The following is a 17936-nucleotide window of genomic DNA, read 5'->3' on the forward strand; positions in this document are numbered from 1 at the left end:
ATCACCTGCGCCGGCTCGGGGTGGCCGTCGCGCCCTGGACGGGCGTGACGGCCACCGCCGGATCACAGGTTCTCGTTGCGGCACGCAGCCGGAACACGGGCATGAGCCGGCCCGACGTGGCCTGGTAGGCCGCGAAGGCCGGCACGCGTTTGATCACCCGCCGCCAGGCCCGGTCCCGGTCGGCCCCTGTCAGCTCCAGGGCCGACACGGGCACCGTCGCCACATGGCCGTCGACGACGGCCTCGATCGCGACGTCCGGGTGCGCCCGCAGGTTGACGGCCCAGGCCGGGTCGCGTGGCGCCCCCATCTTGGAGCCGACGACGAGCCAGCCGCCGTCGTCGTGCAGGGACATCGCGGGGTTGATGCGCTCGACGCCGGTGCGGGCGCCGCGGTGGTGGATGAGGACCAGGTCGGACCAGCCGGCGACTCTTCCGTCGTTCGCCCGGAAGTCGGCGATCACGCGGTCGTTGAACTCGGACATGGCTCTCCTGGGTCTCTGTCGGCGTCAGACCGCTGCGGGAGCGTCCAGGACGGGGTAGTCGGTGTAGCCGCGGTGGTCGCCGCCGTACGCCTTGGACAGGTCCGGCAGTGCCGGCTCGGCGTCGGCCGCCAGCCGGTCGACGAGGTCGGGGTTGGAGATGAACAGGCGCCCGAACGACACGAGGTCGGCCGTGCCGTCGTCGACCAGCCGGAGCCTTCCCGGGTGGTCGACGGGGTCGGCCCCCGCCGGGTTGAGGAGCAGCACGCCTTCCCAGGCCTCGCGCAGCACCGGCGTGAGTGCCGGGTCGCCGGCCTCGACCAGGTGCAGGTAGGCCAGGCCGAGCCCGTTGAGCTCGTGCACCAGCCGCGTGTAGGTCGTGGCGTGGTCGTCCTCGGCGGTGTCGCCCAGGCCGTTGGCCGGGGAGATCCGCAGCCCGGTGCGGCCGGCACCGATCGCGTCGGCCACTGCGCGCGTCACCTCGACGGCGAACCGCACCCGGTTCTCCGGCGAGCCGCCCCACCGGTCGGTGCGCTGGTTGGCGTTCGTGGCGAGGAACTGGTGGATCAGGTAGCCGTTCGCCCCGTGGATCTCCACGCCGTAGAACCCTGCGGCGACGGCGTTGCGGGCGGCGGAGGCGAAGTCCTCGACCGTGGCGCTGATCTCATCGGCGGTCAGCTCGCGCGGGGTGACCAGGTCCTGCGGGCCCGTCGGCGTGAACACCTGCCCCGCTGCCCGAACCGCCGACGGGCCGACCGGCAGGAGCGGACCGTGGCCGACCGCCTCGGTGGTGCTGGGGTGGCCGATCCGGCCGGTGTGCATGAGCTGGGCGACGATCGTCCCGCCGGCCGCGTGGACGGCGTCGGTCACCTGCCGCCACGCCTCTGCCTGAGCGTCTGAGTGCAGGCCCGGTGTGTCCGGGTAGCCCTGCCCGACTGGGCTGGGCTGGACGCCCTCGGTGACGATCAGGCCGGCGCCTGCGCGCTGGGCGTAGTAGGTGGCCATGTCGCTGGTGGCGAGCGTGCCGGACGCCCTGCTGCGGGTCATCGGGGCCATGACGATGCGGTTGCGCAGCTCGAGGCTGCCCACGGAGATCGGGTCGAACGCGGTGGTCGTCGTGAGGGTCACGGGAGGTGCTCCTTCGTGTGGCGGGCTTGATAGTTAGCCGAACAACCATCTGGACCACAGTTATTCCTTGTTCGGCTAACTATCTTGTCGGGCCTCCCTCCCGCCCGAGGTCCGACGGCGTACGCTCGGCCTCGTGGACGACCGCACCGGCCTTGACGCCAGCCCGCTGAGCCACGCGATCTTCCGGGTCGCGAGGGCACACAAGGCGCTCGCCGCGCGCCTGCTCCGGGACGCCGGGCTCCGCCCGGGCCAGGAGCTCGTGCTCATGACGCTGTGGCACGAGGGGCCGCAGCGTCAGGTCGATCTCGTGCAGACGTTGGACTCCGACGCGCCCACGATGGCGCGCAGCATCGCTCGCCTGGAGAAGGCGGGCCTGGTGCGCCGGTCACCTTCCGAGACCGACCGGCGGGCGATGATCGTCGAGGCCACCGAGGCGGCCGTCGCCCTCCGGGAACGTGTTGAGGGAGCGTGGCAGGAGCTCGAACGGGCCACGCGGGGAACCTTGACGGACGGCCGGGTGGCCGAGATCCTCGCCGCGCTGGCCGAGCTCGAGGAGAACGTGGCGCCGGCGGCCGCCGGCTGACCGCCGCCCGGCCGCCGCCTGGCCGTTGCCTGGCCGCCGCCCGGCCGCCGCCCGGCCGCCGCCCGGCCGCCCAGCCGACGAGCTACCGCCCGCCTGACCGGTCAGGAATCGAGAAGCCGTCCCGGGCTCCCGCGCCTAGCGTGAAGATCGCACGATCACCACGACGACCGAGGAGCGGGACGATGGCCAGGAACACCGAGACCGCGGGAGGGTTCTCCGCGCAAGAGCGTGCCTCCATGAAGGAGCGCGCGGCGGAGCTGAGGGCGGAGGCCAAGCGGGCGAAGAGTGCAGACAAGGCTGCGGCCGAGGCGGCGAAGGTCGTCGAGAAGATCGCGCAGATGCCCGACGGCGACCGGCAGCTGGCCGAGCGGGTGCACGCGATCGTCGCGGCCGAAGCACCGGACCTGGCGCCGAAGCTGTACTACGGCCAGCCGGGCTACGCGAGGAACGGCGAGGTCGTCGTGTTCTTCCGCAGCGGGCAGATGGACAAGGAGCGCTACTCGACGTTCGGGGTGAGCGCTCGTGCGGCCCTCGACGAGGACAGCGGCCTCTGGCCCACCGCGTACGCGCTCACCGACCTGTCCGAGCAGGCGTGGGAGCGGCTCGCCGACGTCGTCCGTCGCGCGGGGGGCGCTCAGCCGTCGACCGCCGCCTGAGCCGGGCCGGGAGGACGACCGATCATCCTTCCGGTCCCAGCCAGCTCCGCCGCTGCGCGACCCACCCGGGATGCTCGGTCGCTGCCCGGACGACGACGTCCGCCTCCCTGCCGAGGTCGACCGGGAGGTGGGGTGACCGGGTGCCGACCCGGTAGCCCATCGCCCGGTAGACGGTCACCACGACGTCCACGAGGTCGGCGAGCATCGCCGTGGCCGGGCGGTGGTCGGGAGTGCTCCAGTCGAAGAACTCGCGGTCCGGCCAGACGAACTCGCGGGCACCGTGCCGCGCTGTGAGGACGGCGCCGATCAGGTAGTCGTCGTGCTCGGCGCCCGCGCACATCACGGGGAACAGCTCGTCGCCGAACCCCACACCCCAGGTGGACGACAAGAGTCGGCGCTCCACCCCGAACGACAGGTGCTCAGCCAGGGCCTCGCGGGGGGTGTCCCAGTCGTGGAGCCCTTCGAGAGCGGGGAACACCTCCGGGGCACGCTCGAGCGCGGTGCTCACCAGGGGGTCTCGCCACAAGCTCTTTGCCGCTGCCTTCGTCATGCCCGACATCGAACCAGCCGCCACCGACGTTCCCCTCAGCGCGGCTCCTCGCCCGCCACGTACGGCTCCACGCTCCACTCGGGGTGCAACCCCTTCTTCCCCCGGTAGAACGCGCGGATCACCTCCATGTCGGCGTGGAGGTCGTCGGTCACCTCGATCGTGGGCCCCAGCCCGACGGTCCGCGTGACGCTGTCCAGGTAGCCGAGGATCACGGGAACGCCCGTCTCCCTGGCGATCCGGTGGAAGCCCGACTTCCAGGGGACCGGGCTCCGGGTCCCCTCCGGGGCGATGACCAGGTAGAACCGCTCGCCGGCGCGGATACGGCCGGTGAACTCGGCCACCAGCCCGTTCCGGTGGGCGCGGTCGACGGGGATGCCGCCCAGCCCGCGCATGATCGGCCCGAGCGGGCCGCGGAAGAACCGGTCCGCGCCGAGGAAGCGCACGTGCAGCCGCAGGGTCCAGAGGGCGGCGAGGAAGAACGCGAAGTCCCAGTACGACGTGTGCGGCCCGCCGACGACGACGGCGGGCGGGCCGGGGAACGGCTCCGTGACGACGCGGTACCGGGTCAGCCGCAGGAAGAGCGCGGCAAGTGCCCGGCGGATCATGCCGACCCCACGGTGGCGAGGAGCGCGTGCCGGTTGGCCGCGACGAAAGCCTTCAGCTCGGTCGGGACCAGGTCGATCCGCAGGAGGGAGGCCTCGTCGCGCAGGTCGACCAGCTCGACGTCGTACGACCCGCGGGTGGGGTCCTCGAACTCGGGCCCGTTGCGCAGCGACACGTCCATCGACGTCAGCCGTGCCAGGAAGTACGACTGCACGGCGAGGCCCCCCGCGCGCGGCACCGAGCTGAGGAAGACCTGGCCCAGGATCGTCGCCGTCGCCCCGAGCTCCTCGAACAGCTCCCGGCGGCAGGCGGCCTCGGGGGAGGCGTCCTCCGGCTCGATCCCGCCCCCGGGCGTCACCCAGTAGCTGGGGCGGCCGTGCACGGTGCGCCGGATGAGGACGAGGCGTCCCGCGTCGTCGATCAGGATCGCGCGTGCCGCCCGCCGCACCACCTGCAGCGGCGTGGAGGTGGAGGGGAAGGGCGGGTCGACGACGGGCGCGTGCCGCAGGTACCCCTCGAACATGGGCCCGCCGGCGGCCTCCAGGACTTCTTTCGCAAGGGCGGTGAGCGTGCCGTCGTCGTGCACGGAGGAGACCCATCGTGCCGCCCAGCCCGCGTCCCACGCCCGTAGCTCGCGCAGCAGCCACTTGCCGCCGCCGTCCCACCGCCCGGCCACGGCCAGGGCCAGGTGCCCCAGCCGTTCCCACAGCACCTGCCGGATCACGGCGGCCTCGCCGTGGTCGCGCGCGTAGGCGAGGTCGTCGAGCAGGTCCGTGACGCCGTACCGCAGGTCCTCGAGGCTCGTGTCCGACGGCGTCCCGGGGCCGCCTTCCAGCAGCGCCCGGCACTCGACCTGGAAGCCGGCGGGCGCGTCCGGCAGGCCCGCGACCTGCGTCCCCGTCGCGATCATCCGCGTCAGGGTCGGCTTGCGCCGGGCGACCTCCTTCTCGAGGAACCACCGGTGCCCCGCCTCGGTGTTCGCGAAGACCTCCACCGGCCAGCCGCGCCAGCGCAGCGAGTCCCGGTGCCCGACGGCGCCGTCGGGCAGGCAGACGACCACGTCCAGGTCTGAACCCTCGGTCCGGGCGGCATCGTCCAGCACGGAACCGGCCAGCAGCGCCCACCGGGCGTCGGGGTAGCGGTCGGCAACAAGGGCGGCGGCATCGGCAAGCGGGTCCACCTGCTGATCGTCCCTGACAAACCATGGCCCTGACCAGCACGTATCGTGATCGGTTTGTGCCATCGAGCTCCTTCCGAGGGCGTCACATTGCGGGCATTTGGCTCCGTGCTTAGCATCGCTCGGTGGACAGCCGCCCTAGCGCAAGGGGGACGACGATGCCCGAGAACCGCTACGTCAAGACGTTCCGAGACCTGACGACCGAGGCGCACGAGGCCGGCCTGATGCGCCGCCGCTACGGCTTCTACTGGACCACGATGCTGCTCTGGACGCTGGTCGTGGTGGCCGTCCTGGTCGGTGTGGCGACCCTGGGGGACACCTGGTGGCAGCTCGCCCTGGCTGCCCTCCTCGGCCTGGCGATGGCCCAGCTGGCCTTCGTCGGGCACGAGGCGGCCCATCAGCAGATCTTCGCGTCGAGGGGCTGGAACGAGTGGACGGCCCGGGTCATCTCCTGCCTGTTCGCCGGGATCAGCTACGGCTGGTGGGTGGACAAGCACAGCCGCCATCACGCGAACCCCAACAAGGAGCGGCGCGATCCCGACGTCCGGTCGCGGGTGCTGTCCTTCACACCCGACAGCACCGACGAGCGCACCGGGCTCGCGGCGAGGCTCGCCCGGTACCAGGGCTACTACTTTCTGCCGCTGCTGCTCCTCGAAGGGCTCTCGCTGCACGTCAGCTCGGTCAGGACCGTCCTCACCCGCCGGGGCGTGCCGCACCGCTGGACGGAGATCCTGTTCCTCGGGGTGCGGCTGCTCGGCTACCTGGCCTTCCTGCTGGCCGTGCTCCCGCTCGGGATGGCGCTCGCCTTCGCCGCCGTGCAGGTCGCGGTCTTCGGCTTTCTGCTGGGTGGCGCGTTCTCGCCGAACCACATCGGGATGCCGACCGTCCCGCACGACGCCGACGTGGACTTCCTGCGCAGGCAGGTCTACATGTCGCGCAACGTCCGCGGCGGACCGCTGGTGCACTTCCTCATGGGGGGCCTGGAGTACCAGGTGGAGCACCACCTGTTCCCGAGGGCGCCCCGGCCTGCCTTGCCGGCCCTGCAGCGGCTCGTCCGCAGGCACTGCGCGGAGAACGGCATCGCCTACACGGAGACCTCGCTCGTCGGAGCGTTCCGGACGATCATCGCCTACCTGAATCAGGTGGGCCTCAAGCACCGTGACCCGTACACCTGCCCGCTGGTACGCCGGTTCCGGGGCTGAGACGTGGCCGACGCCGGTGGCGCACCTCCGCGGGGAGGCGCGCCACCGGCATCGGGCCGGGCCGGGCAGGTGGGTGCGGGTCAGCAGACGTTGACGCTCGCGTTGCCGGTGATGTTCCAGGTGGTGTTCACGCCGCAGGGCGACTCGCGCACCGAGGTGTTGTCGACCCGCAGCGTGATGGTGATGTCCCGGGTGTTCGCGAACTCGGTGCGGGCCGCGATCCGGACCTCGCCGCCGCCGTTGACCGTGCCGCTGTCGATCCGGACCCCGTAGCAGTTCTCGATGAGGACCGCGTTGCTGCCGTTGCTCGCCAGGTCGACGCTCTTGATCTGCGCGCCGCCGGACTCCGAGACGCAGAAGATGCCGCGGCCGCCGCCGCGGGAGACCACCCGGTCGATCACGACGTTCGTCGGGTAGGAGCCGTCGGCCATGCGGCCGTTCCGGTTGGCCATGCGCAGCGTGGCGTAGCCCGTGCCCGCGCCGACGTTGTTGCCGTCGACGGTGCCGACCCGGGCGTTGGTGGTGTTCTGCAGCAGCAGGCCGGACTCGCCCACGTTCCGGGCGGTGACGGTCCCGACGGTCAGCCCGTTGATGTTCCAGGTCTCGACCGCGTGGCTGCTCGCCCCGGACACGTAGATGCTGTCCATCACGACGTTGCGGCTGCCGGCGTAGTCGCGCTCGAACCGGATGCCCATCCCGCTGCTCAGGTTGAGGTTGATCCGGCCGAGGTGGAGCCCGTTCATGCCGTAGAAGCGCAGCCCGAAGTACGGGTTGCCGGTCATGTTGAGGTCCCAGATGGTCACGTTGCTCGCGTTGAGCGCCTCGATCGCACCGCGGCCGGAGCGGTATGCCACGTTCATGGTGCCGCAGACCGAGATGGAGGTGTGGCTCGGCAGCGAGATCGTGCTCGCCCCGATGGACCCGCTGGCCGGGACGGCGACGTGCTGCTGCGACGTGCGGCCGGCGGTCAGCGAGTCGATGCCCGCCTGGATCGCCGCGCGGTAGTCGGAGCCCGTGTAGACGGTCCGGGTCCCGTTGCGGGTCGTGTAGCTGCCGGGTGCGCCGGTCACCATCGCGTTCCCGGAGCTGCAGTCGGCGGCGGCCGCGGGTGCGGCGACGGGCAGCAGCCCGCCGACGACGACGAGCGTCGTCGTCGCCACCACCCCGATCACGTGTCGAACACGCTTGAGATACATCTGTCCTCCTGGAGATCGTCGTTGATCCTGCCGGGCGGGGTGTCCCTACGCCGGCAGCTGCCGCAGCATCGCGGCGGAGGTGCTGTCCTTCGTAGGGGACGGTAAAGGTTGTAGGAGGCAAGCGGAAGCGCTTTCCCACATATTGAACCGTTTCAGTTTTCCGCGAGCACCGGGCTCAGTGCCGTTCGGCGGTGTGAAAGCTGAACCGTGCCACCTCGCGCGCCCATGCGCGGTAGCCGCCTACCTCGGCCGGGACGCCCGCGGCGACCGCACGGTCCACGACGCCGCGCATCCGCCGCCACGCCGCGCACGCCGGGCACCGCTCGTGGCCCGCCGACGCGTGCTGGCCGCCCAGGGTCTCGATCACGGCCGAGAGGTGCGCCGAGTCCGCCCGGTCGTCGAGCTCGCCGAGCAGCTGCGTGGTCTGCTCCGGCGCACCCACGAGCAGGGCGAGCAGCAGGGCCGCCGGCCGCGCGTCGCCGTCGGGCCCCGCCGCGTACCGGACCAGCTGGTACAGCGTGAGCAGCTTCTTCGCCGCGCGCGGCGTGGTCACCGCCTCGCAGACCAGGGCCAGAAGTTCCGCCTCGCGGACGCTCAGGGTGGCCGACGGCGGAGGCCCGGCCGGGGCGTCGTCGTCGGCCAGGGCGGGGGCGAGGCCGTAGGGGAGGAGGCCCTGGTCGGCGGCCGTCCGCAGGAGGTAGCGGCCGCTCACCGGGGGTGTGAGGCGGGGGAGGGCGTAGGGCACCTGGAAGAGGGCGTCGAGGTGGTCGAGTGCCCCGGCCGCGCGGCCCTCCAGGTGGGTGGCCGCTGCGGCGTCCTGCTCGAGGGCGTGCCGCAGCGTCCGCGGGTCGGCGGCGACCACGACGACGAACAGGCTGGTCGACAGCAGCAGCGTGAGCGCCTGCAGCACGTCGACGACGCGGTCGGGTGGGCAGCGGTCGAGGTCGTCGACGTGGAGCACGATCCGCTCGACCCGGCCGTCGGCGTCGGTGTCGCCCGGGCGCCGCAGGTGCTCCTCGGCCTGGGCGAGCTGGTCGGCGAACGTCCCGACCTCGTCGCGCAGGATTCCCACGAACCCGTGGGCGCGCTCCAGACGGCCCTGATGGTCGTCATCGTGCAGCAGGGCGGACAGGCCGTCGACGGCGTCCTCCGCGTCGAGCTCGGCGAGGCGCGCCTCCGCCTTGACCCGCTCCTGGTCGAACGTGACCAGGACGAGCTGCGCGAGCGTGCCGACCATGCCGGTACGCAGCGGGTCCAGCTCGGCCACGCGGCTGCGGTAGCCCGCGACGAGCGCCGTCACGGCGGCCACGACACCGGACGAGGCGAGCACCCCGCTGACCCAGGCGCCGGACTCAGCCAGCCAGCCCGCGACCTCGGGCACGACGACGGGCAGCAGCGCCGGCCCGGCGACGAGCAGCACAGCGACCGCCAGCACGACGGTGAGCGGCAGCGCCCGGCGCCACCCGCTGCGGAGCAGGGCCCACGGCACCAGGAGCAGCACCCGGGCCTGGTGCAGGACGGTGACGAGCGGGTGGGCGTCCTCGGCTACCTCGATCCGGTGGTCGAGCCGCTCGGCGCGCGCACGCATCCGCTGCGCGCGGTGCGTCGTCGCGGTGCGACGGCGGGCGCGGAGCCGCGCGTCGAGCGGACCGCTACGACGGCGTGCCGTCAGGCCCTCGCCGCGCAGGGCGGCGACCACCTTGGTGACGATCCCGACGAGGACCGACGTCTCCCCGTGCGACCAGGCGTTCCACCGGACCACCAGCACCGACGCCACAGCCTCCGGGTCGCCCGAGGCGGCCCGCGCCTCGACCTGCGCCTGCAGGCGTCGCAGGAACGCTGACTTGCCGCCTCCCCACTCGCCCAGGACGGCCACGGCGTACGACGGCGGGGCCGTGCGCGCCGTGAGCAGGTGCGCCAGCGCCTCGACGTGAGGCCGCAACCCGAGGTCGTCGCGCACGTCGGTCGACGTCATGAATCCTCCTGATCTGGACATCAGGGACGCACGCTAGCGCACCGCGCGGGCGGCGCCGGGCCTCGCTCGGACGGGCCCGACGAATCGATCGGACCGGTCCACGGGGTGTGTGACCGAACGGGTGAAAAAGGGGTGAAACCTTTCGGTCGTTATGCACGATATGTACCTTCGGTCCGTACGGCCAGACCCTGTGACCCGGGAGGAAGCATGCGCTTGACCGCCAGGTGGTTCCGACGATCCGTCGCCGCAATGACAGCGGCGGCAGTCCTGGCTCCGATGGTGGGAGCCGCAGCACACGCGAACGAGCCGCCGCTGTGGCAGACGGAGATCGCCAAGATCCCGTCCACCGAGTACAGCCGCGACGCACTGCACTACATCACCGACGGCACCGAGGCGCTGCGGCCCTGGGTGGGTGAGGACGGGCTGGACCTGTCCAGGCTCGAGCCCGTCCTCGAGGACGTCGGTACCCGTTACTACGACGGCGCGCGGTTCCAGTCCCGCACCGACGCCGAGGCCGCGTTCGGCAACCTCGCCCACTTCGAGTCCTTCCTCAAGTCCCGGATGACGGGCGCCTCTCCGCCCAACGGGGACGCAGAGGTCGGGCACGTGACCGCGCTCGTGAGCTCGATGACGGGCGTCCGGCTCCTCGCCGACGCCGCCATCCAGGACGCAGAGGCCACGATCGGCCCGTTCCGCTCGCCGGACCTTCCTTCCGACGTCGAGGTCCCGGCCGGCATGGACGCGGCCTTCGCGCTGCTCGACAGCGCGGAGGCGGACCTGGCCAAGGCCGACGAGATGTTCCGCAAGGCCAACGTCGAGCCGGCCACCATCAGCTCGGAACGCGCCTGGAGCGACGGCTTCGCCGTCCTCGAGACGTTCGGCATCACCTACGACGGCGATCACGACCAGGACGGGCTCAAGGACGTCCTGGAGCTGATGTTCGGAGCCAGCCCGCTGCTCGCGGACTCGGACTTCGACGGCCTCACCGACTCGTTCGAGATCACGGAGCTGGTCGGCTGGACCTGGCCGGCCAACCGTGACAGCGACGGTGACGGGCTCGACGACGGTGCCGAGGACGTCGACGTCGACGGGCTGACCAACCTCCAGGAGCAGGCGCTCGGCACGTCGCCGACCAACCCGGACACCGACGGAGACGGCGCGAGCGACGGTGACGAGGTCGCCGCGGGTACCAACCCGCTCGTGCCGGACCAGCCGGACCCTGAGCCGGTTCCTCCCACCGAGCTGCCGCCCATCGAGACCGTGCCGACCGAGGTGGACACCGACGGTGACGGTCTGACGGACACGGACGAGTCGGACGACATCGGGTCCGACCCCGCTGATCCCGACAGCGACGGTGACGGCCTCTCCGACTCCGAGGAAGTCAACCTGGACATCAGCCCGCTCGCGGTCGACACGGACGCCGACGGCCTGAGCGACGGCTACGAGGTCCAGAACGCCGCCGTCGAGGGGATCGATCCAGCCGTCTACGACGAACGCCTGAGCAAGTGGGACTACATCTCGGACTTCCTCCTCGGCATGTTCGCCGGCGAGTTCGAGCCGCGGGACTCCTTGGCGTGGCTGGCAGGCAACCTCTGCTCGGGAGCGCTCAGCTTCATCCCTGTCGTGGGCTGGATCGTCGGGGGCATCGCAGACATCCGCGACACGCTGGGTGCCGCGATCCACGGCGACTGGGTGGGCGCGGGCCTCAGCCTCACGGGCGTGGTGCCCTATGCCGGCGACGTCGTCACGATCGTCGGAAAGATCCTGAAGTGGGTCAACCGGACGTTCAGCACGAGCGCGATCAGACCATCGCGTTTCACCGAGGGTGTCTCCGACTTCATGCGACGGGACGACGTCCCTCGGTTCTTCAAGGTCGAAGTCCTGGAGTCGATGCTCGGTGACGCGTGGACGCCGCTGATGCGCTGGGCCGGTGACGACGTCGATGTCGCCAAGGCGGAGGACCTCCTCCTTCTGCTCTCGCGCAGCAGGAACGTCGACCTCCAGAAGCTGGGGGCGCAGCTGAGCCACCCGCTGTCCCGGCCGGGGGCGTCCGCGCTCTGGATGCGGCCGGACCCCGTTCCCGGCGCCAAGGAGATCCCGGCGAACAAGGTCGGGGAGGTGTGGGTCGCGTCGGAGATCAGCACCCGGACGGGCCGCCAGGTCACCGTCGACCCCAGCACCAACACGATCAAGGCGTCCGACGGCAGCGAACGGATCGTCGACGCTCTGGAGCACCTGGGCGACGGCCGCGTCGTCGCGCACGAGACAAAGACGGGGCTGACGAACCCGGACTGGATGTCGCACATCCTCGGGCAGTGCCAGAAGGACGCTCAGCTGCGGCGTGAGGGCAAGCTCGCCGGCGTGATCTGGCACTTCGTGGGCAACAACCGGGCCCTCGGCGACAGCGACGACCTGCTGGGCCGTTCGATCGGCATCCGCGACGAGGTGTTCGACTGCCTGACCGCGAACGGGATCGAGTTCGTCGTCCATCGTCCGAGCGGCGACGTGCTTCCCTGAGGGAGCTCATGACCGCTCGTGCCGCGGCCTGAAACCTGTTCAGGCCGCGGCACGAGCGTCAGTCCCAGTAGGCCCTCCAGAACCGGTTGCCGAGGAGCCCGGCAGCAGTCTCGGTCAGGCGCTCGCCGTAGATGTCGTGCTCGCTGTACACGCGGAACTCGTGGGCGGTCTGGAGCGCCTCGTACCTCGACAGCGGTGGCCGGGACACGTGGAGACCCACCGAGTCCCCGGTCATCGTGACGACGCGGGCACCGTAGCGCTGCTCGAAGTAGCGGAGCGTCGCAGAGTGCTTCGAGGGACGCGGAAATGCCTCCCAGCCGACGTAGCCGAGCGCGCAGGGCACCTGCCATGAGTGCGCAGCCTCCAGCATCAGGAGGATCGGTGCGCCGGGTAGTGCCGCGAGGAGCTCGGCCGACTCCTCCCGGGGCGCGATGTCCGGCCAGGGTTCAGCACCGTCGACATAGGCGAGCACGTCGTCCCGGACCCATTCGCGGTTCCGGAGGGCGTTCTCGAAATCGACGGCCAGCTGGTGAGCGACATCGAGGCGGAGCGAGACGGCCAGGCTCTCCTCGCTCGTGCGGTCCTCGTCGGTGCGCTTCCGGAACGTCTCGATGCTCTCGGCGTCCGTCACGAGCGGCACCAGGCCGGTCGTGACCGAGGCGTCGGAGAGCTCCTTCCACCGCGAGAACGCCTCGACCCGAGGGACCTCGAAACCCTCGATCACCTTCCCGTCGGAGAACGTCAGCATCGGCGCACGTTGCGGCAGGTCCTCGTCGATGTTCACCCGGACATCCTGACCGCGCACCGGTACCGGCCGCAATGGCCGGTCGCGGAGCCGCTCAGGGTAGCGGGAGCTCCTGCCCGTCGAGGATCAGCTCGCCGGCGCGGACCTTGGTCTCCATGAAGTCGGGAGTGCTCCACAGGCGGGAGAGCGTCTCGACGTCCTCCGCGGTGTAGCCGGCCTCGAGGAACGCCGTGGTCGCCGCCTCGGTCGCGTCCGTCGGCTCGGGCAGGCCGGGCGTCCCCGTGCCCGGAGCGAACGGCAGCGGGTCGCCGTCGAGCACCAGCTGACCGGCACGGGCCTTGGCCTGGGTCTCGTCGACCGACCAGAGCTCGGCGAGCGCCGCGACGTCGTCGCCGGAGAACCCCGCGCCCCAGAACGCGTCGTACTGCTCGCGGGTGTACCCGTCCGGCATGGGTGACCACGGGACGCCGACGGCCTGCGCGAGGTTCTCGACCGTCCGGGCGAAGGGTGTGTACGGGGAGGCCTCCGCCGCGGCCGCGGCCGCGGCACTCGCGCCGGCGACCACGAACGCGGACGCGACGACGCCGGTCGCGGCGGCAGTGACCGTCCGCCGGGCCGGCGAGGGCATGGCGCGGTTCCGGACCGCGGCCGCGCCGGCGACGCGCGCGGCGATCTGCTGCGCGGTGGCGGCGGTCTCGGCGGGGTCGGGCTCGCGGGATCGCAGTGCCGCGGTGATGCGCTCGGCGAGGTCGTCGTGGTCGTGGCCCGGCTGCGTCCCGGGCGCCGGCGTGCGGCCGGCACGGTGCTGGGTCATGGCTTCTCCAGGGTGGTGGGGTCGCTGCGCCGGAGGGTCGTCAGCGCGCGGGAGGCGTGGGAGCGGACGGTCGCCGAGGAGGTGCCGAGCACGGTGGCGATCTCGACGTCGGGCAGGCCTTCGTAGTAGCGCAGGACGAGGACGGCGCGCTGCCGGGCCGGCAGCCGCCCGAGACGGTCCCACATGGCGTCCCGCTCCGCGTGGTCGTCCGCGTGGTCGCCGGTCGTGTCGCTGTGCCGGGCCAGCACGTCGTCGGCCGTGGGCCGGATGGTCCGGACGTGCCAGCGGCGGCGCCACGACAGGTGCTCGTTGGTGACCATGCGCCGCAGGTAGAGGTCGGGACGCTCCAGGAGGGCGATCCGGTTCCACCGCTCGTGCGCCCGCAGCAGCACCTCCTGGACCAGGTCGGCAGCGGTGTGCTGGTCGCCGGCGAGCACGGTGGCGTACCGGAGGAGCGCGGGAAGGTGCGTGCGCACCAGGTCGTCCAGGGTTCCGGCCGTGCCCGCTGGGCCCGCCGTGTCGGTCGCGCCGGGGCGAGGTGCTGTCACCACGGCCAGCACCCGGGGCGTCGGGGTGCTCTCCGGGCCGGCGGCCGGTAGCCAGACCGTCATCGCGCGGCACCTGTCAGGGCCAGTTCCTCCAGGGCCCTCGCCGGGTCCAGGGCCGCGTCGCTCCCGGGTGGGGCCAGCGGGCGCTCGTCGAGGCAGCGCACCAGGAGGCGCTCGACGAGCGCTGCCCTCCGGACGATGGCCGCGGCGTCGAGAGCACCGGGCAGGAGGCGCACCTCGACGGTGTCCCGGGCGGGACGCTCGGCGACGAGCTGGGTGAGGTTCACGTCGGCGTACTTGGTCAGGCCGGTCTCGCGGGCGCCTGCGGCAAGCTCGGCCCAGGGCAGGCCGCCGTGCTCCACGACCTGGAGCAGGTCGTCGGGCAGGGGGGCCAGACGGCGGCAGGCCGGGTTGGTCCCGAGCGCCTCCCACAGCGGTTCCCGCCAGTGCCCGAACAGGCGGACCAGGTTCGCGAAGGCCGCGGGCCGCCGGAACGGGGCCCCGTCGACGTGCAGATGGACGGCGGCCTCGGCGGGCACGGTGAACCCGAGGTCCCGCGCCGGGCCGAGGAGGGCCTCGAGCGCCTGGCCGTGGCTGGAGGTGATCGGCGGGGTGATGACCTCGCAGGGCCGCTCGCGCCCCGGGGGCAGCGGCATCGCGACGGCGATGGTCGCGCCCGTGGCGTCGTTCACCCGCGCGGCCCCGCCCATCAGGTCGACCCGGGTGCCGAACAGCGCGGCGACCGGCCCCAGGACCTCGGGCAGCTCGGCGGCGGGATCCGTGTGACGTTCGATCAGGCGAAGCAGGCGGGGCTCGTCGCACAGCAGCCGGTACCACCCGCGGTGGCCCGGCGGGGTACGTGTGCCGACGAGGTCGGACGCGAGGGTGATGTCGTCGACGAGCCGGGCCACCGGCGCGCCGGTGGCGTCCACGACGTCGAACGCGGGGGACAGGTGCCGGAACACCCCGACGCCCGGCACCGCTGACGGCTCGCTGTCGGTATGGAACGACCGGTGCACCCGGCCGGCGCGACCGGCGGCGAGGGCGTCGGCCAGCACCTGCCGGTCGGAACCGGCGGGTGCGAGCAGCTCGATCTCGAAGCCGGTCCGCAGCGTGAGGGTGTCGATGGTCGCCTCCGGGCGAGTCGTCAGCGGTGCGGGGCGCACGGATCAGCTACCGGTCGCGGCGGTCGGCCCCAGAGGGAGCTCCTGGCCGTCCAGCACCAGCTGGCCGGCGCGGACCTTGGTCTCGAGGAAGTCCGTCTGCCACAGGGCAGCCAGCGTGTCGACGTCCTCACCCGTGTACCCGGCGTCGAGGAACGCGACGATGGCGGCCTCCTCCGAGCCGGTCGGCTCGCTCCCTTCGGGAGCGGTGGAGCCCGGCTCGATCGGCAGCGCCACACCGTCAAGGAGCATCTGCCCGGCCTGCGACTTGGTCTCCGTGGAGTCGAGGTTCCACAGCTCCCCCAGGGCGGCCTGGTCCTCGGGGGTGAAGCCAGCGCCCCAGAACGCCTCGTACTGCGCCTGGGTGTAGCCCTCGGGCATCTGGGACCAGTCGACGCCGGCGGCGTGCACCGCCGTGCCGACCGCCTGGCCGAAGCTCGAGGCAGGGCTCGCGACAGCGGCCAGCCCGGCGCCGGTGACGCACAGGCCGGTGGCGCCCAGGCCGATCGCGGCGAGCCGGACGGTGCGGGAACGGGTGGTGCGGGGAGTGCGGGTCACGGAGCCCTCCAGGGGAGTGGGAAGTGCTTGCACTCCTAGAACGCGGCCGACCCGCGAGATGTGGAGTCCCGTCCTCAGGTTCCCACGTACTCGAACGACCGGACCGACGCGACGCCCCGCTCGGCGACCAGGCCGACCATGCGCCCGGTGAAGCCGCCCGCGACCTCCGTGGAGAGGTAGCGGCCGTCGAGACGGCCGAGCTCTACGAGCCCGTCGGAGGTGGCGACCGACGCGACGAGCTCGTCCGGGCCGCGCCGGTGGCTGTGGTGGGGGTGGGGTGAGTCGACCGACTCGAGCACGAGCTCGCCGGCCGGTGCGGCCTGACCGAGTGCGGCCTCGCCGAGCACCGTGACGATCCCGCCGATGCGTGCCACGGCCCGCACCATCGGTCCGTCGACCTCCAGAGTGAGCGCGTGCAGCGGGTCGATGCGGACCTCCAGCCCGCCGGCGCCGTCGGCCGCCTCGATGCGGGCGCGCGCCGTGAACCGGAGGTGCTCCTGCCGGCGGCCGACGAACGTCCGGGGCTCGGGAGCGGTGAGCGTCCAGCCCTCCCCGGCGGGCCGGAGCACCTCGTCGGGGAAACGCCCGGCGGCGACCCAGTCGTGCGCGAGGGGCGCCTCGAGGACGGTGCGGCCCGACGGCGCGACCCGGGGCTGGATCGGCGCTCCGAGCACCGGCCAGCCGTCCTCCCAGAGGAGCTCCGCGGCGAACGTCTCGCGGCCGAGCACGTGCCAGGACGGGAAGTACCCCGCCGGGCGGACGCCGAGGAAGACCGCGGCCCACGTGCCGTCGGGCCGCTGGACGAGGTCCGCGTGGCCGGTGTTCTGCACGGGGGACGCGGTGCCCCGGGCGGTGAGGACCGGGTTGCGCGGGTTCTCCTCCCAGGGGCCCTGCGGCGACGGCCCGCGGGCGACGGTCACGGCGTGCCCGGGTCCCGTGCCGCCCTCGGCGACCAGCAGGTACCACGCGCCGTCCACCTGGTACAGGTGCGGGGCCTCGACGTCCTTGCCACCCGTGCCGCTCCACAGCGTGACGGCCTCGCCGAGCAGGGTTCCGCTGACCGGGTCGAGGACGGCTTGGCGGATCGCGCCGTCGGACCACGTCAGGTAGCAGGTCCCCGCGTCGTCCCACGTGATGTCCGGGTCGATGCCGCCCGCGAGCCGGATCCGCACCGGGTCCGACCACGGTCCCGCCGGGTCGGCAGCGGTCACGAGGAGGTGTCCGCCGTCGGACACGTTGGTGGTGACCAGCCAGAACCGGCCGTCGTGATGGCGCAGGGTGGGCGCGTAGATCCCGCCCGACGGCGCCGCGTCGTCGCCGAAGCTCAGCTGGTCCGGGCGGTCCAGGGCGTGCCCGACGACGGCCCACGTCACCAGGTCCTCCGAGCGGAAGACCGGGACGCCGGGCGCGTACTCGAACGACGAGCACGCGAGGTAGTAGGCGTCGCCGGCGCGGCAGATCGACGGGTCGGGGTGGTAGCCGGCGATGACGGGGAGCTCGGGGAGCGGCATGGGACGAGCCTGCCAGATCTTGGCGGCCAGGTCAGGTGCCCTCGTCGCCCACGTCGAAGACCCGGTTGTAGAGATCCTCCGCCTCGTCCACCACCGACCGGTCGAGGAGTGCGACCGCCGTGACGTCAACGAGCAGGGGTTCGCAGTCCGGGCCGCGACCCGCGACCGTGCCGGTGAGCAGCCAGGGGAAGCGGTCCTCGGTCATCAGGTGCGCGTACTGGCACAGCTGCCGCGCGACCCAGTGGTCCACGGGACGGTCCCACCACGGCTCGGGATTCAGCGGGTTCACGCTGAGGCCGGGCAGCAGGCACCCGCTCTCGTGGTCGCGGCTGACGACCTCGCGGTCGGCGTCGGGCCCGCTGCTGAACCGCACGTACAGCGGGGTGTCGGTCGTGGCGAGCTCGGCCACCTCGTGCAGGGACCGGAGCGTGGGGGCGTCGTTGGACACTTGGCCTCCTCGGGACTCGCGGCGACGAGTGCGCGGGCGGCTTCCCGTGCGCTCGCCGGACGTCTTCGCCAGCGTCGGGCGGCG

General features: G+C 72.5%; 18 protein-coding genes. 4 read left to right on the plus strand and 14 right to left on the minus strand.

All coding sequences use genetic code 11. The features are described from left to right. Nucleotide 1 precedes the first annotated feature (1 nt). Together AC060K_RS07365 and AC060K_RS07370 are read right to left on the minus strand one after the other, a co-directional pair. Nucleotides 2-481 (minus strand): nitroreductase/quinone reductase family protein, encoded by a 480-nt coding sequence (locus AC060K_RS07365; protein WP_483764775.1) that lies wholly within the window; start codon nucleotides 479-481, stop codon nucleotides 2-4. Between the two features lie 24 nt (nucleotides 482-505). Further along, nucleotides 506-1606: an alkene reductase gene (locus AC060K_RS07370; RefSeq protein ID WP_483764776.1), complete on the minus strand. Its 1101-nt coding sequence runs from the start codon at nucleotides 1604-1606 to the stop codon at nucleotides 506-508. Nucleotides 1607-1739: 133 nt separating this feature from the next. Here AC060K_RS07370 and AC060K_RS07375 point away from each other — a divergent pair, with 133 nt between their 5' ends. Further along, complete coding sequence (locus AC060K_RS07375) at nucleotides 1740-2189, plus strand: MarR family winged helix-turn-helix transcriptional regulator (RefSeq protein WP_483764777.1); 450 nt, start codon at nucleotides 1740-1742, stop codon at nucleotides 2187-2189. 182 nt (nucleotides 2190-2371) lie between these two features. Further along, nucleotides 2372-2845 (plus strand): DUF1801 domain-containing protein, encoded by a 474-nt coding sequence (locus tag AC060K_RS07380; protein WP_483764778.1) that lies wholly within the window; start codon nucleotides 2372-2374, stop codon nucleotides 2843-2845. Nucleotides 2846-2867: 22 nt separating this feature from the next. Here the strand turns inward: AC060K_RS07380 and AC060K_RS07385 are convergent, their stop codons facing one another. From AC060K_RS07385 to AC060K_RS07395, 3 genes are read right to left on the minus strand one after another with little or no spacing between them, the layout of a single operon-like run. Then, complete coding sequence (locus AC060K_RS07385) at nucleotides 2868-3395, minus strand: hypothetical protein (protein ID WP_483764779.1); 528 nt, start codon at nucleotides 3393-3395, stop codon at nucleotides 2868-2870. Nucleotides 3396-3430: 35 nt separating this feature from the next. After that, a complete protein-coding gene (locus AC060K_RS07390; RefSeq protein ID WP_483764780.1) occupies nucleotides 3431-4000 on the minus strand; it encodes a 1-acyl-sn-glycerol-3-phosphate acyltransferase in 570 nt (189 codons plus the stop codon). Next, nucleotides 3997-5178 (minus strand): NUDIX hydrolase, encoded by a 1182-nt coding sequence (locus AC060K_RS07395; RefSeq protein WP_483764781.1) that lies wholly within the window; start codon nucleotides 5176-5178, stop codon nucleotides 3997-3999. Before AC060K_RS07395 ends, AC060K_RS07390 begins: the two co-directional genes overlap by 4 nt. Before the next feature lie 155 nt (nucleotides 5179-5333). Here AC060K_RS07395 and AC060K_RS07400 point away from each other — a divergent pair, with 155 nt between their 5' ends. Further along, entirely contained in the window at nucleotides 5334-6377 is a 1044-nt protein-coding gene (locus AC060K_RS07400) for a fatty acid desaturase family protein (protein ID WP_483764782.1), read from the plus strand. A gap of 80 nt (nucleotides 6378-6457) precedes the next feature. Here AC060K_RS07400 and AC060K_RS07405 read toward each other — a convergent pair whose 3' ends face one another. Together AC060K_RS07405 and AC060K_RS07410 are read right to left on the minus strand one after the other, a co-directional pair. Beyond that, a complete protein-coding gene (locus AC060K_RS07405; protein WP_483764783.1) occupies nucleotides 6458-7573 on the minus strand; it encodes a hypothetical protein in 1116 nt (371 codons plus the stop codon). A 175-nt stretch (nucleotides 7574-7748) separates the two neighbouring features. Next, the gene (locus AC060K_RS07410) at nucleotides 7749-9548 is read right to left on the minus strand and encodes a P-loop NTPase fold protein (RefSeq protein ID WP_483764784.1); all 1800 of its coding nucleotides are present in this window, start codon (nucleotides 9546-9548) and stop codon (nucleotides 7749-7751) included. Nucleotides 9549-9797: 249 nt separating this feature from the next. Here AC060K_RS07410 and AC060K_RS07415 point away from each other — a divergent pair, with 249 nt between their 5' ends. After that, nucleotides 9798-12065: a hypothetical protein gene (locus tag AC060K_RS07415; protein WP_483764785.1), complete on the plus strand. Its 2268-nt coding sequence runs from the start codon at nucleotides 9798-9800 to the stop codon at nucleotides 12063-12065. 58 nt (nucleotides 12066-12123) lie between these two features. Here the strand turns inward: AC060K_RS07415 and AC060K_RS07420 are convergent, their stop codons facing one another. The 7 genes from AC060K_RS07420 to AC060K_RS07450 all read right to left on the minus strand — a co-directional run bounded on the left by AC060K_RS07420 (nucleotide 12124) and on the right by AC060K_RS07450 (nucleotide 17852). Further along, the gene (locus AC060K_RS07420; protein ID WP_483764786.1) at nucleotides 12124-12849 is read right to left on the minus strand and encodes a DUF4253 domain-containing protein; all 726 of its coding nucleotides are present in this window, start codon (nucleotides 12847-12849) and stop codon (nucleotides 12124-12126) included. Nucleotides 12850-12904: 55 nt separating this feature from the next. Further along, the gene (locus AC060K_RS07425; RefSeq protein WP_483764787.1) at nucleotides 12905-13624 is read right to left on the minus strand and encodes a hypothetical protein; all 720 of its coding nucleotides are present in this window, start codon (nucleotides 13622-13624) and stop codon (nucleotides 12905-12907) included. Next, nucleotides 13621-14235 carry an RNA polymerase sigma factor gene (locus AC060K_RS07430; RefSeq protein WP_483764788.1) on the minus strand — a complete coding sequence of 205 codons (615 nt, stop codon included), beginning with the start codon at nucleotides 14233-14235 and terminating at the stop codon, nucleotides 13621-13623. The genes AC060K_RS07425 and AC060K_RS07430 overlap by 4 nt, the downstream gene beginning before the upstream one ends. Continuing rightward, the gene (locus tag AC060K_RS07435) at nucleotides 14232-15338 is read right to left on the minus strand and encodes an amidoligase family protein (protein ID WP_483764789.1); all 1107 of its coding nucleotides are present in this window, start codon (nucleotides 15336-15338) and stop codon (nucleotides 14232-14234) included. The genes AC060K_RS07430 and AC060K_RS07435 overlap by 4 nt, the downstream gene beginning before the upstream one ends. 3 nt (nucleotides 15339-15341) lie before the next feature. Next, nucleotides 15342-15893: a hypothetical protein gene (locus AC060K_RS07440; protein ID WP_483764790.1), complete on the minus strand. Its 552-nt coding sequence runs from the start codon at nucleotides 15891-15893 to the stop codon at nucleotides 15342-15344. Nucleotides 15894-15967: 74 nt separating this feature from the next. Then, nucleotides 15968-17404 (minus strand): glycoside hydrolase family 43 protein, encoded by a 1437-nt coding sequence (locus AC060K_RS07445; protein ID WP_483764791.1) that lies wholly within the window; start codon nucleotides 17402-17404, stop codon nucleotides 15968-15970. A 31-nt stretch (nucleotides 17405-17435) separates the two neighbouring features. Next, complete coding sequence (locus AC060K_RS07450) at nucleotides 17436-17852, minus strand: DUF6098 family protein (RefSeq protein WP_483764792.1); 417 nt, start codon at nucleotides 17850-17852, stop codon at nucleotides 17436-17438. Between the last annotated feature and the right edge of the window lie 84 nt (nucleotides 17853-17936).

The sequence above is a fragment of the Antribacter sp. NEAU-D49 genome, assembly GCF_057158775.1.

Coding starts and splice junctions, on each gene's coding strand:
- AC060K_RS07405 (WP_483764783.1), bottom strand. CDS start 7,573: ATGTATCTCAAGCGTGTTCGACACGTGATCGGGGTGGTGGCGACGACG.
- AC060K_RS07400 (WP_483764782.1), top strand. CDS start 5,334: ATGCCCGAGAACCGCTACGTCAAGACGTTCCGAGACCTGACGACCGAG.
- AC060K_RS07445 (WP_483764791.1), bottom strand. CDS start 17,404: ATGCCGCTCCCCGAGCTCCCCGTCATCGCCGGCTACCACCCCGACCCG.
- AC060K_RS07430 (WP_483764788.1), bottom strand. CDS start 14,235: ATGACGGTCTGGCTACCGGCCGCCGGCCCGGAGAGCACCCCGACGCCC.
- AC060K_RS07425 (WP_483764787.1), bottom strand. CDS start 13,624: ATGACCCAGCACCGTGCCGGCCGCACGCCGGCGCCCGGGACGCAGCCG.
- AC060K_RS07380 (WP_483764778.1), top strand. CDS start 2,372: ATGGCCAGGAACACCGAGACCGCGGGAGGGTTCTCCGCGCAAGAGCGT.
- AC060K_RS07365 (WP_483764775.1), bottom strand. CDS start 481: ATGTCCGAGTTCAACGACCGCGTGATCGCCGACTTCCGGGCGAACGAC.
- AC060K_RS07390 (WP_483764780.1), bottom strand. CDS start 4,000: ATGATCCGCCGGGCACTTGCCGCGCTCTTCCTGCGGCTGACCCGGTAC.
- AC060K_RS07385 (WP_483764779.1), bottom strand. CDS start 3,395: ATGACGAAGGCAGCGGCAAAGAGCTTGTGGCGAGACCCCCTGGTGAGC.
- AC060K_RS07415 (WP_483764785.1), top strand. CDS start 9,798: ATGACAGCGGCGGCAGTCCTGGCTCCGATGGTGGGAGCCGCAGCACAC.
- AC060K_RS07410 (WP_483764784.1), bottom strand. CDS start 9,548: ATGACGTCGACCGACGTGCGCGACGACCTCGGGTTGCGGCCTCACGTC.